General features: G+C 33.4%; 11 protein-coding genes and 1 pseudogene. 9 read left to right on the top strand and 3 right to left on the bottom strand.

Annotation, left to right across the window (positions count from 1 at the left end):
• Nucleotides 1–285: 285 nt before the first annotated feature.
• Nucleotides 286–2175, bottom strand: coding sequence for a molecular chaperone HtpG (gene htpG / locus ABJF52_RS04235; protein ID WP_348146750.1), 1890 nt, complete (start codon nucleotides 2173–2175; stop codon nucleotides 286–288).
• Nucleotides 2176–2582: 407 nt separating this feature from the next.
• Here htpG and ABJF52_RS04230 point away from each other — a divergent pair, with 407 nt between their 5' ends.
• The 4 genes from ABJF52_RS04230 to ABJF52_RS04215 all read left to right on the top strand — a co-directional run bounded on the left by ABJF52_RS04230 (nucleotide 2583) and on the right by ABJF52_RS04215 (nucleotide 6818).
• Nucleotides 2583–3236, top strand: a complete 654-nt coding sequence (locus ABJF52_RS04230; protein WP_348146748.1) for a TetR family transcriptional regulator C-terminal domain-containing protein — start codon at nucleotides 2583–2585, stop codon at nucleotides 3234–3236.
• A gap of 17 nt (nucleotides 3237–3253) precedes the next feature.
• The gene (locus ABJF52_RS04225) at nucleotides 3254–4564 is read left to right on the top strand and encodes an AarF/UbiB family protein (protein ID WP_348146746.1); all 1311 of its coding nucleotides are present in this window, start codon (nucleotides 3254–3256) and stop codon (nucleotides 4562–4564) included.
• A gap of 129 nt (nucleotides 4565–4693) precedes the next feature.
• Complete coding sequence (locus ABJF52_RS04220) at nucleotides 4694–5701, top strand: beta-ketoacyl-ACP synthase III (protein ID WP_348146743.1); 1008 nt, start codon at nucleotides 4694–4696, stop codon at nucleotides 5699–5701.
• A gap of 79 nt (nucleotides 5702–5780) precedes the next feature.
• Nucleotides 5781–6818: a sugar phosphate isomerase/epimerase gene (locus tag ABJF52_RS04215; protein WP_348146740.1), complete on the top strand. Its 1038-nt coding sequence runs from the start codon at nucleotides 5781–5783 to the stop codon at nucleotides 6816–6818.
• 15 nt (nucleotides 6819–6833) lie between these two features.
• Here ABJF52_RS04215 and ABJF52_RS04210 read toward each other — a convergent pair whose 3' ends face one another.
• Nucleotides 6834–9296, bottom strand: coding sequence for a M14 metallopeptidase family protein (locus tag ABJF52_RS04210; protein WP_348146737.1), 2463 nt, complete (start codon nucleotides 9294–9296; stop codon nucleotides 6834–6836).
• Nucleotides 9297–9469: 173 nt separating this feature from the next.
• Here ABJF52_RS04210 and bshC point away from each other — a divergent pair, with 173 nt between their 5' ends.
• Both bshC and ABJF52_RS04200 read left to right on the top strand, forming a co-directional pair.
• Nucleotides 9470–11080: a bacillithiol biosynthesis cysteine-adding enzyme BshC gene (gene bshC, locus ABJF52_RS04205; RefSeq protein WP_348146734.1), complete on the top strand. Its 1611-nt coding sequence runs from the start codon at nucleotides 9470–9472 to the stop codon at nucleotides 11078–11080.
• 366 nt (nucleotides 11081–11446) lie between these two features.
• Nucleotides 11447–12817, top strand: coding sequence for an aminotransferase class V-fold PLP-dependent enzyme (locus ABJF52_RS04200; RefSeq protein ID WP_348146834.1), 1371 nt, complete (start codon nucleotides 11447–11449; stop codon nucleotides 12815–12817).
• Nucleotides 12818–12820: 3 nt separating this feature from the next.
• On the opposite strand, the gene ABJF52_RS04195 is transcribed toward ABJF52_RS04200, so the two are convergent.
• Nucleotides 12821–13366, bottom strand: coding sequence for a pyridoxamine 5'-phosphate oxidase family protein (locus ABJF52_RS04195; protein ID WP_348146731.1), 546 nt, complete (start codon nucleotides 13364–13366; stop codon nucleotides 12821–12823).
• Nucleotides 13367–13616: 250 nt separating this feature from the next.
• On the opposite strand from ABJF52_RS04195, the gene guaA reads away from it, so the two are divergent.
• The 3 genes and pseudogenes from guaA to ABJF52_RS04180 form a co-directional block, all read left to right on the top strand.
• Complete coding sequence (gene guaA / locus ABJF52_RS04190; protein ID WP_348146729.1) at nucleotides 13617–15149, top strand: glutamine-hydrolyzing GMP synthase; 1533 nt, start codon at nucleotides 13617–13619, stop codon at nucleotides 15147–15149.
• Nucleotides 15150–15160: 11 nt separating this feature from the next.
• A complete protein-coding gene (locus ABJF52_RS04185) occupies nucleotides 15161–17350 on the top strand; it encodes a LysM peptidoglycan-binding domain-containing protein (protein ID WP_348146726.1) in 2190 nt (729 codons plus the stop codon).
• Nucleotides 17350–17567 (top strand): annotated as a pseudogene (locus ABJF52_RS04180) (OsmC family peroxiredoxin); the annotation flags it as partial. The gene ABJF52_RS04185 and the pseudogene ABJF52_RS04180, both read left to right, overlap by 1 nt.

Below are 17567 nucleotides of genomic sequence, written 5' to 3'. Positions count from 1 at the left end.
TCAAACTAAGAAGGTGAAATTTTATTTAAGATTTCACTTTTTTTATTTGCCGTTAATTAAACCTGGGCTAAAAAGAAAAAAACCGTCCAAAGAAAATCTCTAGACGGCTACTATAGCTATAGTTAATGGAGTGTCTCCTAAAAAGGAGAATAACAAATATAATTACGCCTTACACCTTATACAATACCTGAAAACCAGTAGTTTTTGCATAAAAAACAAAAAAACCGCCTTGTTATTCAAAACAAAGCGGTTTTACATAATTTCCATTTTCAGGAATATTTAGGCTTATTTCACCATTTCGTAACTGCGTTTGATGAATTCTGTTAACTCTTCACCTTTCAATAAACCTTTTGAAAGTCTAGCTAAATCTAAAGATTGATTAATTAATCGCTCTTTCTTTTTAGCTGTTTTAGTATTTAGAATTTCACCAACTAGTTCGCTATTCGTGTTTACAATTAAATTGTACATTTCTGGCATGTTACCCATGCCAAACATACCGCCACCACCGGTTTGTTGCATCTCTTTCATTCTACGCATAAACTCTGGTTCCGTAATAATAAATGGCGATGCATCACTATCCATTGCTTCCAATTGAACCGTGTAACTTTTATTAGAAATTGTTTCTTCTAAAGTCGTTTTAAGTGATTCTTTTTCTTCATCAGATAATTTAGAAATTTGAGTTTCTTCCTTTTTTATAAGGTTATCTAAATGATCAGCATCTACACGAGCAAAAGAAATCTTTTCATTAGAAGTTTCTAACTTTTGCATTAAGTGACTAATAATAGGAGAATCTAATAAAAGAACCTCGTAGCCTTTTGCTTTAGCAGCTTCAATGTAACTGTGCTGTGCTACTTTGTCTGAAGCATAAAGAACTACTAGTTTGTCGTCTTTATCAGTTTGCGTAGGGGCTATCTTTTCCTTTAATTCTTCAAAAGTGAAGAATTTACCATCCACTGTTGGATAAAGGGCAAATTTCTCTGCTTTCTCAAAAAATTTGTCCTCAGAAAGCATACCATATTCAATAACAATTTTAATGTCATTCCATTTTGCTTCAAATTCCTCTCTATTATTTTTGAAAAGTGAATTGAGCTTGTCACCAACCTTTCTGGTGATATATGAAGATATCTTTTTTACCGCACCATCAGCTTGTAAGTACGAACGAGATACGTTTAAAGGAATATCTGGAGAATCGATTACACCACGTAACATGGTTAAAAATTCAGGAACTATACCTTCTACATTATCTGTTACGAATACCTGATTTTGATAGAGTTGAATTCTATCTTTTTGAGGATTCATATCGTTCGTCATTTTTGGGAAGTATAAAATCCCAGTCAAATTAAACGGATAATCCACATTAAGGTGAATATTGAATAAAGGCTCCTCGAATTGCATTGGATACAACTCTCTATAAAAAGACTTGTAATCAGCTTCCTCTAAATCTTTTGGTTGTTTTGTCCAAGCTGGATTTGGATTGTTGATGATATTTTCAACTTCTTGAGTTGGTGCTGGGTCATCTTCTTTTGCATCTTCTGGCTTAGGAAGTGTTTCGGTGCGCATTCCGAATTTAATCGGAATCGGCATAAATTTATTATACTTCTGTAGTAAGCCTGTTATTTTTGAATCTTCTAAAAATTCTTTGGAATCGTCTGCAATAGATAAAATGATTTCGGTGCCTCTATCTTCTTTTTTTGATTTTTTAATTGTAAAGTTTGGTGAACCATCGCAAGACCAATGAACTGCAGGTTCATCTTTAAAACTTTTTGTGATAATTTCTACTTTATCTGCCACCATAAAAGCAGAGTAGAAACCTAAACCAAAATGACCAATAATACCTGCATCTTTCGCAGTGTCATCATATTTATTTAAAAATTCTTCAGCACCAGAAAAAGCAAGTTCGTTTATATACTTTTTCACTTCATCTTCAGTCATTCCAATCCCTTGGTCGATAACATGAATTTTATTATTCTCCTTGTCTACTTTAATTTCTATTTGCGGATTGCCATATTCAACACCTTTAGCTTCACCAATAGCTGCTAAATGTTTTAGTTTAAGAGTTGCATCCGTTGCGTTGGAAATCAATTCACGAAGAAATATTTCGTGATCACTGTATAGAAATTTTTTAATAAGAGGAAAAATGTTTTCTACTGAAACATTGATTTTACCTTTAGCCATAATATGTAAATTTTACCGTCATTTCTTCCAATGAAGAAATTTTGTTTAACTTTTTGTTTATAGTGAAGCCAAAAAAGCAACTTCAAAATTAATTCTACTATTGCACATTACAAAACAAAAAAAATACCAAAAATGAAAAAGTGACAAACTGACACCCAATATTTCTTTTGTAATAAAATCTTATTTGCATAATTTTTGTCTAATTTATTTGTTTTATTGTTAGACAAATAGTATATTTGAAAAGTGATTAGAGTTTGAAATTGTTATTAAAAAAAAATTATACAAGAAAGTTTGGTTGGTTACATAAAAACGTGTTCTCGCTTGGGAACGCGTTTTTATAATTTTTAGCACCTTATTTAGGTATATTCAAATCCTATTGAGCTTATTAATTTTTAAAAAAAATAAAGATGGTAGCAAAGTCCAAAAAAATAACTAGTGACCATATTATTTCATTTTATATGGCGTATGTACTGGAACACGAAGTAGTGCCTAAATCAGTATATAAATTTTGTAAGGTGCATCAAATAGAGGAGGTTATATTTTATAAGTTTTTTTCATCTATTGAGGGCCTACAGAAGTCAGTATGGAATACGTTTTACTCTAAAACAATAGCCTTAATAACGAAAAATAAGGATTATCAGTCTTTTTCTAATAAAGACAAAATGCTAACATTTTTCTTTTCTTTTTTCGAGTTACTGACCTTAAATAGAAGTTATGTTCTGTTTTCATTGAAGTATGATAAAAATCTTTTAAAGAATATGGAGCAATTAAAGGGTTTAAGGAAAAATATAAAGGAATTTGCTACAGCACTCATAGAAAATAATAATGAGCATAAAACTTCAAAAATCACACAACATAATCCAAAATTATTTTCAGAAGGAGCTTGGTTGCAATTACTATTCATTTTAAAATTCTGGATGGACGATGATTCTTTAGGTTTTGAAAAGACAGATGTTGCTATTGAAAAATCAATAAATACAATATTTGATGTTTTTGATAATACCCCATTAGACAATATTATCGATTTTGGAAAATTCCTGTTTAAAGAAAAAATGGCATAAAAACATTTATTTAAGTAATGAAGACACTAGACAAAATTCCTACCGGAAAGATAGAACGCGCAAGTAAGTTGGTTAAGACTGGCGTTAAAATTAGTGGTAATTATGTAAAGTATTATGGTAAGAAATTGGTTAATCCAGAGTTTACAAAGGATGAATTAAATGAAGACAATGCCGAGGATATTTATGACGGATTAAAGACATTAAAAGGAAGTGCTTTAAAAGTAGCACAGATGTTAAGCATGGAAAAGAACATGCTTCCCAGTGCATATGTAGATAAGTTTTCCCTATCGCAGTTTTCTGTTCCACCATTATCAGCGCCTTTAGTTCGTAAAACATTTAAAAAATATTTGGGTAAATACCCTGAAGAAATCTATGATTCTTTTGAAAAGAATTCTATTAACGCGGCTAGTATTGGACAAGTACATAAAGCTACGAAAGCAGGTAAAACCTTAGCCGTTAAAATTCAATACCCCGGTGTAGCTGACAGTATAAGTAGTGATTTAGCCTTAGTTAAGCCAATTGCCCTAAAAATGTTTAATATTAAAGGTAAAGACTCTGATAAATATTTTAAGGAAGTTGAAAATAAATTATTGGAAGAGACCGATTATTTATTAGAATTAAAACAGAGTAAAGAAATTACAACTTCTTGTTCGGCAATACATGGACTAGAATTTCCTGAGTATTACGAAGAACTTTCTAGTGAACGTATTCTTACTATGGATTGGATGAATGGTTTGCACCTTAGTGAATTTGCAAAAACAAATTTTTCCCAAGAATTGGGGGATAAGTTGGGTCAGACACTATGGGACTTTTATATGTTTCAAATTCATTTTTTACGTAAAGTACATGCAGATCCTCACCCCGGAAATTTTTTAGTTAGCAATCAAAATAATCTCATTGCAATAGACTTTGGTTGTATGAAATCGGTGCCAGATGAATTTTACAACCCTTATTTTGAATTAGCTAAAAAACAAGTTTTAAACAATGACATAAGTTTTACAGAAAAACTTTATGAATTGGAAATTTTAACTCCCACAGATACTGCAAAAGAAATTATATTTTTTAAAACTATTTTTAAAGAGATGTTAACCATTTTTACTGCTCCTTTAAATGAAAAGGAGTTTGATTTTGGAGCTGACGATTTCTGGAATAGAATAGCTGCCCTTTCTGAGCGATTTACTGAAGATACCGAAATAAGAAAAATGAATGGTAATAGAGGTTCAAAACACTTCTTATATATGAATCGAACATTCTTTGGGCTTTTTAATTTACTACATGATTTAAAAGCTAAGGTAAAAATCAATGATTATAAAAAGTATTTAAACTAGATACTATTCAACTATTTCTGAATTTTAATTTTGTTTCTTTATCTTAGAATAATAGTTTTGATTAAACTACATATTAAAAACCTTGATACTCTAATGTAGTTATTCAACCAAAACACTAAAGTAAAACTCATGTACAATTCTAAAATAACTGGCCTCGGGCACTATGTGCCGGATAATGTTGTGACCAATGATGATCTATCAAAAATTATGGATACTAATGACGAATGGATCCAAGAACGCACAGGTATAAAAGAACGTCGGCATGTTTCAGACCCATCGGACACTACTACTAGTATGGGAGTTAAGGCAGCAAAAATTGCTATCGAAAATGCAGGAATTGATAAAGATGATATCGATTTTATTGTCTTTGCAACATTAAGTCCCGACTATTATTTTCCTGGTCCAGGCGTATTAGTACAACGCGATTTAGGAATAAAAACTGTAGGTGCACTTGACGTTCGAAATCAGTGTTCTGGCTTTGTTTATGGTATTTCAATTGCGGACCAATATATAAAAACTGGTATGTATAAAAACATACTAGTTATAGGGTCTGAAATCCATTCTAAAGGTTTAGATATGACGACCCGTGGTCGGGGAGTATCCGTAATATTTGGGGATGGTGCTGGTGCTGCAGTTTTAAGTAGAGAAGAAGATGCTACTAAAGGTATACTTTCTACGCATTTACATTCCGAAGGACAGCATGCAGAAGAACTCGCTTTATTAGCTCCAGGTATGGGTGGTAGATGGGTTAGCGATATAGTTGCTGATGCGAATCCAGATGATGAGTCTTATTTACCGCATATGAACGGACAATTTGTTTTTAAAAATGCGGTGGTTCGTTTCAGTGAGGTAATCATGGAAGGGTTACAGGTAAATAACCTACCACCAACGGACATTGATATGTTAATTCCACATCAAGCTAATCTTCGTATTTCGCAATTCATTCAGAAAAAATTTGGTCTTTCTGACGATCAAGTATTTAATAATATAATGAGTTATGGAAATACAACGGCAGCTTCTATTCCAATTGCTTTAACAGAAGCATGGCAGGAAGGAAAAATAAAAGAAGGTGATTTGGTTGTTCTTGCCGCATTTGGTAGTGGCTTTACTTGGGGTAGTGCAATTATTAGATGGTAATAATTTTAATACTTCCTAAAATCCTATCCGCATTTAAAATCTAAATCTTAATCAACAAACTTTAGAAAATATCTTAATCATGAAAAATTCTAAAAACGCTCAATCAAGGAGAAAGTTTATTTCTAAAACGGCTGTCTTGGCAACAGGGGTAGTTTTAGGAGGACCAAAACTTTTTGGGGCTCCAGCTATTATTACTTCTTATAATAAACCATTTTCTAAAGTAAATGGAGTTCAAATTGGATGTATTACATATTCATTTCGCGATATGGAAGACCAAAGTGCTGAAGCCACTTTGCAGTATGTATTAGATTCAGGTATTAGCGCAATTGAATTAATGGGAGGTCCGGCGGAATCTTTTGCTGGTATGCCGACCAATCCGGTTGATAGAAGAACGATGCGAAGCTTGTCTCGCGTAGTAAATCCAAATGAAGATCAAAAGAAAGAGTTAGCCGATTTAAAAGCGCAATCTGCATCTTTTGCAAAACAATTAACCAAATGGAGAGCCAATGCGCCGTTTGAGAAATTCAGTGATTTTAAAAAAATGTATGCCGATAAAGGTGTGAAAATATATGCATTTAAACCAAATGCTTTTGGTAAAGAGAGTAGTGATATAGATATTAATTATGGCTTTAAAGCTGCCAAGGCCTTGGGCGCTAGTCATGTTACTGTAGAATTACCAGGGGATGACGAACATACCTTAAAATTAGGTCAAATGGCAGCTAAACATAACATGAAAATAGCATATCATGGACATACCCAACAAACACCAACTTGGTGGGATACTGCTTTAAAGCAATCACCATCAAATATGATGAATATTGATATTGGACATTATGTGGCAGCTGGAAATACAGATACTTTAGATATACTTAAGCGTAAAAATGAACGCATTAGTAGTATGCATTTAAAGGATCGAAAGAATAAGGTTAATGGACAAGAAAACATGGTTTTTGGAAAAGGTGATACTCCAGTGGTTGAAATTTTGCAATTAATGCGTGATAATAAATACAAGTTTCCTGCAACAGTAGAATTAGAATATAAAATTCCAGAAGGTTCAACTTCAGTACAAGAAGTTGCTAAATGTGTTGAGTATTGTAAGAAAGCATTAGAAAGTTAGTAGACTTACATTATGCTACTTCACCATAAATAAGGCATTTGCAAAGAAAAGTTTTCCATTTTCCCAGAAACCTCTAAATAATGGGTTGTCTATCATATAGATAACTTTTCCTTCACCATGACTTTCTACTCCGAAAATTAGACTCTTATCAATTTTGTTTTTGGCTTCAAAACCAGCAAATCCAGAAACAGGAATGTTATGGCCATTTTCGAGATATGCCACAGATCCTCCATCTAAATATTCATAAGAAGTACTACCTAATTTCATAGTAAAATAAGAGTCATCATAACCGTAGGCTAAAGGATGTGTATTGTCTACTTTTGTTTTGAAAATTGCTCCTGTAATTTCATCTGAAATCCGTTCGCGTTGTGTACTTCCAAAAGCGCTTAAATTGGCTGTAGTATCCTTTTCTGTTTTTTTAAGCTTAATATCAAAACCATCTTTATCAACCAAAGTATTTATAGATCCACCCATTGCAATGAGATTTCCTCCATTTTCAACCCAAACCCTTAGTTCGGCATATTTGCTTTCTGTAAATAAATTATCGTACTCTAGTCCATCTGGTAAAATAAGAACATCATAATCAGCTATATTAATCCATTTAAAATATGCTGCATCTAATATTGTAATGGGATAATTTAGTTGTTGCTCAAAGAAATGCCATATTTCTCCAAATCGCAATGTCGAGGCAGGTCCGCCAGATATCACAGCAACCTTAATATTATCTAGCATTTCAACATATCTAGAACCAAAGTCTTTGCCATTATCTACAAATCCTGTTTTAGTGGCAGTCAAAATTACGTTGTGATCTGCAGCTATTTTTTTAAGCTGAAATATGAAATTTTTATTATTCTTATTATCTGCTCTAGTTATTACCAAACTACCGCGCTGATGCTTTTTACCATCTGAAATGTAAGGTTTGTGTGCTACACGTACTCGAATATTTGCCTGATGTAAGGCTGCTAAAAAGCGGGCATCATTCATGCTATTCCAGTCGGTGAGATAGGCATAAGCATTTTCATTTAAATTAGTGTTGTCAACTGGATTTTCCTGTATTAATGGTTCACTAGATACTTCTGTAGTTGTTGCTATAGCATCTAGTCCATAAGCGTAGGGAAGTGACCAAGCTGTTATATCATACGTAAGTGAGTCTGTAAGTTTCGCATTAGGCTCAAAAAGAACCTTTACTAAAGTTCCTTTGGCCTGATCTGTAGATACCACAAGATTATTTCCGGTAATTCGTAGATTTCCAACTTTACCTGTTCCGTATTTGTACCCTTTTAAAGTGCCTTTATTTGTTCTGCCATAACTAATATCGTGTTGGTCTAAAAGTTTTGTAAGTGCATTAATTCTATCACCATCTCCGTTCATTACATAGCTTTTGTATTTAAAGTTACGGTTACTATAGAATTTTTTAAATTCATTATTCAACTTTCCTGCATTCTTACTAGCAATTTCTACGGTGGAAATACCTGTGGTATAATGGTGTTCCAATCGGTCATTTAAAGTTAATGTGTCGCCAATGTTTGTTTTAATTGCTAATCCCGCACGGCCGCTACCCCCTTGCTCATAAGTCATACCAATACTACCGTTGTACATGGGGTATGTATCTCCATAACTAGGGTACAAAAGGTCGTAGACTTCCTTGGTAAAATAATACCATCCATTATTATCAAAATACTTCGCATTGTTTTTGCCAATGGTGTTTTGAAATTCTCTTTGAAAATCTGTTATTACTTCGTGATATGGCTCAGCAGCAGGAGCAAAATAATACGGACTATCCACTCCTTGTTCATGAAAATCAACATGCACATGTGGCAGCCATCGATTATACATTTTTAAACGAAGTTGACTCTCCTTTTGTGTAAGCCAGGCCCAATCACGATTTAGGTCGAACATATAATGATTGGCCCTTCCATTTAACCAACCCTCATGGTGTTCTTTGCTATTTGGGTCAGTAGTTAAAAGCAAATTTTTATTCTCATTGTACCAATTTACATAACGATCTCGACCATCCGGATTTAAACAAGGATCCATTATAATGACCGTATTTTCTAGATATTCAGATTTTTTGGTTAGTAAATCATAGATGGTTTTCATTGCTGCCTCTGTGCCTACACTTTCATTTCCATGTACATTATAGCTTAACCATACGATTGCAATTTCGGAGTTTCCTTTCCCCGAAGTACTTTCTAAATGGTCTTTTCGAATGGCTTCTAAATTTTTCATATTCTCTTTTGATGAAAAATATACCAAGAGTAAAGGCCGACCCTCATTTGTTGAGCCGTATTCAACCAATTGCATTCTCTCTGGTGCTTTTTGAGTTAAGTACTGATAATAATCTACAACTTGATGGTGTCTTGTAAACTGGGTGCCTAACTTATATTTTAGGAATTCTGAAGGTGATTTTAATTCTTGAGTATTGCCAATAAAACACGTGAACAAGGTTATCGAGAGTAAAATTCTTATCATTTTCATATTACATTTGATGTAAAAAAGGCAGGGTACAATCTAAGAAATTTGTAGCTCATTTCTTTTTAAAGACTTTAATTCGTAAGGTTTTTTCGTTAAATGGACTATTGAGGCATTTAACGTATTTTTAGGAGCTGTTTTTAATGATTAGTATAACTTTATAGCGAATTTTGCCTTCTATGGATGTTGACTGTTTAAACTATAAGCAAACGGGTTTTTTTTCTAAACTAATTTGTGACTATCTCGAAGAAAAAGAGACTTTAAGTGGATTTTATAACAATTTTCCATCGTTAAAGAATTTTGAAGCCCAAATAGAAGAGAAACAACGTAGTTTTTCCGATAGTAGTCGTGCTGTTTTATATGATAGTTTAATGGCTCAGTATGCTGATACTGCTATAAGTAATAAAACTCGAGAACATATTATTCAATTAAAAGAACCGATAACATTTACTGTAGTTACAGGTCATCAATTGAACTTGTTCACCGGGCCACTTTATTTTCTATACAAGATAATTTCCACTATTAATCTTACCGTTGAGCTTAAAAAGGAATACCCGCAGTACAATTTTGTGCCAATTTATTGGATGGCTACAGAAGATCATGATTTTGAAGAAATAAACTATTTTAATTTTAAAGGAAAAAAGCTGCAATGGAATCCTGAAGGTAATCAGGGCGGTGCTGTAGGCGAAATTAAAAATGAAGGATTACAGGAATTATTTGAAGCTTTTTCGAATGAATTAGGTGGAGGGAAGAATGCAGATTTTCTAAAAAATCTATTTAGGAAAGCCTATTTAGAGCATGATAACCTTACAAGTGCCACGAGATATTTAGCAAATGAACTTTTTGGCACCTATGGATTAGTAATTGTAGATGGGCAAGATATTGCGCTGAAGAAATTGTTAATGCCATATGCTAAAAAAGACATTATTGAGAATTTGGCTTATAAAAGGGTTACGGAAAGTGTAGAATTGTTACAAAGCGCTTCAAACGATTATAAGGTGCAAGTTAACCCTAGAGAGATAAATTACTTTTACCTGAAGGAGGGACTTAGAGAGCGTATAATTGCTAAGGAAGATGGTTTTGGTGTTGTTGATACTAAAATAAATTGGAGTAAAGAAGAATTGTTAAATGAAATGGATCAATTTCCGGCACGTTTCTCACCAAATGTAATTGCTAGACCTTTATACCAAGAAGTGATATTGCCAAACCTATGTTATATTGGAGGAGGAGGGGAGATTGCTTATTGGCTGGAATTAAAATCTATGTTCGAGGTAATGAATGTCCCTTTTCCAGTGCTATTGCTTCGAAACTCCGCACTAATAGTATCTGAGAAATTAAAAACAAAAACAGAAAAATTAAATCTCCAGATAAAAGACTTATTCTTAGAGCAAAATAGTTTAATTAATAAAAAGATACGAGCAATATCCAATATTGATATCGATTTTTCGCCACAAAAGGAACTGCTTGAAAATCAATTTTTAGATATGTATGCTTTGGCTGAAAAAACTGACAAATCCTTTTTAGGTGCTGTAAAAGCTCAAGAAATTAAGCAAAAAAAAGGCTTGGATAATCTTGAAAAACGATTAATGCAAGCTCAAAAACGTAAATTAAAAGATCATGTGCTTCGAATAACCGAATTACAAAATCAATTATTTCCGAATCATTCACTTCAAGAGCGTACTTTAAATTTTTCTGAGCTTTATTTAGAATGGGGTGAAGACTTAATTCCACAATTACTAGTGGCGCTAAAACCCTTACACTTAGAATTTTCAATTTTAACTAAAAATTGATTCTTTACAATATCATTTTGTACTATCACAACTAATTTAATTGTGTGTAAGCCCTATTATATGGGCTTTTTTTTATTTTATTAAAAAAAACTCAAAAAGAAGGTAGGGTAAATTACGAGTTAGTTGTTTTATAATAAATTGCTATGAAAAAGAATTTTTTTTGAACTTAATTTAGTTCATGTGTTTAGGTTGGTTTTTTGATTTTGATTAAAAACCCTGTTTACAAGCTGTAAACGGGGTTTTTCATTTTAGTAACCTAAATAAGGTGTTGTAGAATTAATAGTGTAAACAGTTAAATAGTTCTGCATTTGGACTGATACAAGCACTAAAAAGCAAAAAACTTACCTTTGATTTATGAAATCTACAATGCATAATATCGATATTGATTTGGTTGAAATGACCTTAGATGTAATGAAGTATGCCATCCATAGAATTACGGCAACTTCTTTAGAATTAGGGCAACCAAAAAAGGAGGAAGAACTTCGAAAACTGGTTGGAGAAACTGTTACTTCGCAAGGTATTGGAGGTGAAAAGGCCTTTCAATTATTCAAAGATGTTTTGGTGAAAGCAACTGTACCAATTGATCATCCGCGTCATTTAGCTTTTGTTTCGGCTGCCCCAACAAGAGCTTCTATAATGTTCGATTTGGTAACGTCTGCCTCAAGCATACATGGTGCATATTGGATGGAAGGCGCTGGAGGAATTTTTTGTGAAAACGAGGCTATGAAATGGCTCGTATCACTTACCAATTTACCGAAAGGTGCATTTGGTGTTTTTACAAGTGGAGGTACAGCTGCTAATTTGTCGGCTATGGTTGCTGCACGCGAGAATTGGCGTAAAAATGATCAAAATATAGGTGTTCGGGGTTTAATAATTACGTCTGTAGGAGCCCATTCATCAATTAAGGCGATGGCAAAAGTTATAGATGCTGATATTTTGCTTGTTGATTCTGAAAATAGAATGACAGAAAGTGATTTAGAAAATACAATTGATGCACTTTCAGATGATATTCGAAAACGTCTTTTTGCAGTAGTGGGAACTGGTGGAACTACCAATGCGGGTATTATTGATGATTTAGATGGAATAGCAACCGTATGTGAAAAAGAAAATTTGTGGTTTCATGTTGATGCTGCTTATGGTGGAGGAGCTCTTGCGGCTGATTCCGTACGCCATCTTTTTAAAGGAATTGAAAAAGCAGATAGTATAACGATAGACCCTCATAAATGGTTTTTTTCGCCTTATGATTGTGGGGCGGTAATTTATAAACACCCAGAAAAAGCCAAAGAAGCTCATGCTCAAGAAGGTTCGTATTTAGATATTTTTAAAGATGAAGGAGCGGTAGGTTTCAATCCATCGGATTATCAAATTCAATTAACGCGTAGAGTAAGAGGTTTGCCATTGTGGTTTTCACTTGCTATGCACGGAACGGATAAGTATAAGAAAGCAGTGGAGCAAGGTATAGCATTGGCGCAAATTGCAGGTAAGCTAATAGCAAAAGAATCGTATATAGAATTGGTTCGTGAACCTAGCCTTTCTTGTGTTCTATTTAGAAGAATAGGTTGGGAGCCAAAAGATTATAATAATTGGACCTATAAAAACCATAAAGCTGGTTTTGCTTTAGTAACGCCAACTAAATGGAATAATGGTAATGAGAAAGAAACCGTCGCACGTTTTTGTTTTATTAACCCAGATACTACTACCGAGGATATTAGTGCCATTCTTAATTCTATGAAATAATTTTTAGGGAACTAAAAATTGGCTAACCCATCCATTAAAAGCATGATAAAATTGTACTTTGAAATGACTGGATTCTCTAAGTTTTAAATATTCAATTGTTTCTGAGGCTATTTTAACAATACAGAAGTAATTTTTTTCCTTTAGAAATGTAATTTCCTCATTGTTTTTTATAATAGTTCCTGGAGCCTCCGTCGTAGTATAATCTTTTCTGCCGTTACAAGTGATTTCTAACCATTTTTCTTTTATAAAATTTTCATCTTTTACAATTGTAGCGGTTCCTTTAACTTTAATTTGTATTTTTTCTTCGGGATGATAAAAAAGTAAACTAACCTGTGGGTTTTTTTTAATCTGTGATACTTTATTGGAGCGTTCATCCGTAAAAAGCGTAAAAGCATAATCTTCAGAAACATCTCTAAGCCCAATAATTCGAGATTCAGGAGTATTATCTAAACCTGTTGTACCAAGCACACAAAACTTTAAAGGATGATTCCTTTCCCGTATAGCAGCAGTTAAGAGCGATTTAACCTCAGACATATAAGTGTTAGTCATATTGAATAAATTATAGTTTTAAAAGAATAGCTAAAAGAAATTATTTTTATTCAAGTGTAATTAAGACTTTGTGAGGGAAGTATTGATTATCCAATTAAATGGAGTTAAAACTGAAATCTAAATACAATACAATTAACGAAAATTCAATATAATTGTTGTATTTTCTTACAAATTTTATTTCTTTCATATTTATGTTGTAAATATATTTTAGATAAGCTTTCTTAAAATTTTCAATTTGCTATTTTTGCCCATGCAAAACAAAGTCCTAATTCTAGATTTTGGTTCTCAATACACTCAACTTATTGGTAGACGCGTTCGAGAACTAAATATTTTCTCCGAAATAAAACCTTATAACAATCCTCCAAAAGATTTATCCGAATATGATGCGGTAATACTCTCAGGTTCACCGTATTCGGTGCGTGCAGAAGATGCACCTCATATAGATTTGTTGGAAATTCGTGGTAAAAAACCTTTATTAGGTGTTTGTTATGGTGCTCAATATCTTGCTCATTTTAATGGTGGTAATGTTGAAAAATCGAATACAAGAGAATATGGTAGAGCTAACCTTTCTCATGTAGATGCTGAAAGTCCATTTTTAGCAAATGTTAGCACTGGTAGTCAAGTATGGATGAGTCATGCAGATACCATTAAAAAATTACCGGATAATACGAAACTAATTGCAAGTACTACAGATGTTGAAAATGCTGCTTTTAAGTTTGAGAATGAAGAAACTTATGGCATACAATTTCACCCCGAAGTGTATCATTCGAAAGATGGTAAACAAGTGCTTGAGAACTTTTTAGTCAAAATTGCTGGAATTGCTCAAACGTGGACACCAGATGCTTTTGTAGAAACAGCCGTTGCCGAACTTAAAGAAAAGATAGGTGATGAAAAAGTAATACTTGGTTTATCAGGTGGCGTAGATTCTTCAGTTGCCGCTGTTTTGTTACATAAGGCTATAGGGAAAAATTTGCATTGCATTTTTGTAAATAACGGATTGCTTCGTAAAAATGAGTTTCAAAGTGTTCTTAATCAATATGAGGGTATGGGCCTCAATGTAAAGGGAGTTGATGCTTCGGCACGCTTTTTGGATGAATTGGCTGGAGAAAGTGATCCGGAAACAAAAAGAAAAATTATTGGTCGTGTTTTTATTGAAGTTTTTGATGATGAATCACATTTAGTAGACAATGCGAAATGGCTGGCACAGGGTACAATCTACCCCGATGTTATAGAATCTGTTTCGGCAACTGGTGGTCCCTCAGCAACAATTAAGAGCCACCATAATGTTGGTGGATTACCCGACTATATGAAATTAAAAGTGGTTGAGCCCTTGAAAATGTTATTTAAAGATGAAGTTCGCAGAGTAGGGGCTAGTATGGGATTATATGAAGAACTATTGGGAAGACATCCCTTTCCGGGTCCTGGTTTAGGGATTAGAATCCTAGGAGATATTACGCCCGAAAAAGTGACTATTTTACAAGAAGTTGATGATATTTTCATCAATGGGTTAAAAGAATGGGGACTATATGATGATGTTTGGCAGGCCGGAGCTATGCTTTTGCCCGTAAATAGTGTAGGGGTAATGGGAGATGAACGCACTTATGAAAAATGTGTAGCTTTGAGAGCCGTGGAAAGTACAGATGGTATGACTGCTGATTGGGTGAATTTACCTTATGAGTTTTTACAGAAAACATCAAATGAAATTATAAATAAAGTTCCTGGCGTAAATAGGGTTGTTTACGATATCAGTTCAAAACCCCCTGCAACTATTGAATGGGAATAACCGTAAAACATATGAATCAAGTTTTAAGAAACATACTTGTATTTTTTTTAATTGCATTCGTAGCTTGTAAAGCTACAGCTCAAAAATTTACAACACATTCAGTTAAAAAAGGCGAATCTTTAGAGAGTATAGCGAAACAGTATCAAGTTTCTACACAAACTATTCTCACGTACAATAAAGAGATTAAAAAAGGGCAAACTTTAAGAGCTAATACCATTCTTGTAATTCCTGCAACCGCGCAAGATGGGCAATCAAAACCCATTGTTGTAGGTGATATAAATTCAGAAGTAGTTGCTGAGAAACATGAAGAACCCATTGGTTTTATATCACATAAAGTACGTAGAAAGGAAACACTTTTTGGAATTACTAAGCGCTATAAAATTTCTGAAGACGAACTTAAACGGTACAATAAAGTGTTGTATTCTTCTGCATTGAAAAAGAATATGGTATTAAGAGTGCCAAAGTATAAGAGGGTTAAAAAACCAGATACTGAACTTAATCCTGAAAATTATATAACTTATAAAGTGGCTCCAAAAGAAACTAGATGGAGTCTTGCACACAAGCATAGTATTACTATTGATAGTATGATAGTTCTAAATCCAGACCTATCTAAAACAACTGATTATTTACGAGAAGGACAAGAATTACTACTGCCAAGAATTCCTGGAAGTTCTGTCGAAAATCAGGATACTCAAATTTTCACTTCATATACGGTTCCACCTAAAATGAACTTTTATCGATTAGAGCAGGAATTCGGGGTAAAATCAGATGAAGTAGTTCGATTAAATCCTGAGATTACAGAAAAAGGCGGTTTGAAAGAAGGTATGGTTATTCGAATACCGCAACAAAAGTTAGATGCCGGTGATGTAAATACAGATAACTTTAATTTTTACGAGGTAAAACCTAAGCAAACCGAATTTTCTTTAACTCGTAAATTGGGGATTACATATAAAGAACTTTTAGCATTAAATCCTGATTTATCTAAAGGTTTAAAGGCTGGTATGATTTTAAAACTGCCTAAAGATCAAATTGGAGACTTTGAAGTTCGCAATGCATTAGTTTTAGACAAGCTAAATCTTATCGATAGTATAAATATTGCAATTAAACCGAAGGTAATGTTTATGTTGCCTTTTCGTTTAAATCGCATCGATTTAAATGACGTAGAGGAAATTCAAAAACAATTGGATAAACCTAGCTTATTAAAGTATAGTTTAGGTTTTTATTCAGGGGCTTTGGTTGCGTTGGATTCTGTAGCGAAATTAGGTGTTTCTGTAGATGTTAAAACGGTTGATAATCAATTGAATCTTGCAAAAACTAAAGAATTATTGTTGCGAGAAAATCTATCAGATTATAACGCGATAGTCGGACCTTTTGACCTTGCATCCGTCCGTGAAGTAGCAGTTAGAGCTGCCGATAAAAATGTCCCGGTAATTACTCCAATTCGACCAAATAAAGATGTAAGCTTAAAGAATGTTTTCTTTTCTCTCACGGCGGAACAATTGTTAAGAGAAAAAATGATAGCTTATGTGAAAGAAGTTTATGTAGACCAGAATATTATTGTAATTGCAGATTCTACACATGTTGCCGCCAGCAATTTATTGGTTAAAAACTTTCCGGAAACGAAAATTGCAAAAGTAATAGAAGAGGAAAAGAATATTGGTGTCAGTATTGATATGTTAAAATCATTGCTTTCAAAAGAAAAAGAGAATTGGATTTTTGTTGAAAGTGATAATTTTAAGCTGGTTACTAGTGTAACTTCAATTTTAAATTCCTTAAATAATTCACTTTTGGATCCAGAAAATGATAAAGAAAAAGTGAAACTGAGAATGTTCACTACGCAAAAAGATAATGCTTTTGATAGCGATGTTATTTCGAGTACGCATTTATCCAATTTGCACTTTACATATCCTTCAGTTTTTCGTGAGCCCGCTAGTAATAGTTTTGAGAAGGCGTATCGAAAACGTTTCGGTAGCGAACCAGATCGTTATGCAATTCGTGGCTTTGATATTACATTAGACCTATTACTGAAATTAGCTTATAAGAATGATTTGTTTGAAATTTCTAAGTTAGTAGGGGAAACAGAGTATACAGGAAATAAGTTTTCTTACGAAAAAGATTTCGCCTCCGGTTATTTTAATCAGGCTTGTTATATAATGAGTTACGAAGATTTACGTTTACAAGAAATAAAAATGATTAATTAATGACATCAAAAGTAACCTATGAGGGTAATTTACGAAATACATGTGAACATTTACAGTCTGGCAATTCATTTACTACTGATGCCCCAGTTGATAATAATGGATTGGGTGAAGCATTTTCTCCAACCGACACGGTTGCAACAGGACTGGCTAGCTGTATACTAACTATGATGGGAATTAAAGCAAAATCCCTTGATGTAGATTTAGCGAATTCAACTGC

This window comes from Aurantibacter sp. (genome assembly GCF_039941195.1).
Classification (GTDB): domain Bacteria; phylum Bacteroidota; class Bacteroidia; order Flavobacteriales; family Flavobacteriaceae; genus Aurantibacter_A.
Note: the sequence above shows the minus strand (reverse complement) of the source record. Positions and strands in the feature narration are given on the sequence as shown.

Coding starts and splice junctions, on each gene's coding strand:
- htpG (WP_348146750.1), bottom strand. CDS start 2,175: ATGGCTAAAGGTAAAATCAATGTTTCAGTAGAAAACATTTTTCCTCTT.
- ABJF52_RS04230 (WP_348146748.1), top strand. CDS start 2,583: ATGGTAGCAAAGTCCAAAAAAATAACTAGTGACCATATTATTTCATTT.
- ABJF52_RS04225 (WP_348146746.1), top strand. CDS start 3,254: ATGAAGACACTAGACAAAATTCCTACCGGAAAGATAGAACGCGCAAGT.
- ABJF52_RS04220 (WP_348146743.1), top strand. CDS start 4,694: ATGTACAATTCTAAAATAACTGGCCTCGGGCACTATGTGCCGGATAAT.
- ABJF52_RS04215 (WP_348146740.1), top strand. CDS start 5,781: ATGAAAAATTCTAAAAACGCTCAATCAAGGAGAAAGTTTATTTCTAAA.
- ABJF52_RS04210 (WP_348146737.1), bottom strand. CDS start 9,296: ATGAAAATGATAAGAATTTTACTCTCGATAACCTTGTTCACGTGTTTT.
- bshC (WP_348146734.1), top strand. CDS start 9,470: ATGGATGTTGACTGTTTAAACTATAAGCAAACGGGTTTTTTTTCTAAA.
- ABJF52_RS04200 (WP_348146834.1), top strand. CDS start 11,447: ATGCATAATATCGATATTGATTTGGTTGAAATGACCTTAGATGTAATG.
- ABJF52_RS04195 (WP_348146731.1), bottom strand. CDS start 13,366: ATGACTAACACTTATATGTCTGAGGTTAAATCGCTCTTAACTGCTGCT.
- guaA (WP_348146729.1), top strand. CDS start 13,617: ATGCAAAACAAAGTCCTAATTCTAGATTTTGGTTCTCAATACACTCAA.
- ABJF52_RS04185 (WP_348146726.1), top strand. CDS start 15,161: ATGAATCAAGTTTTAAGAAACATACTTGTATTTTTTTTAATTGCATTC.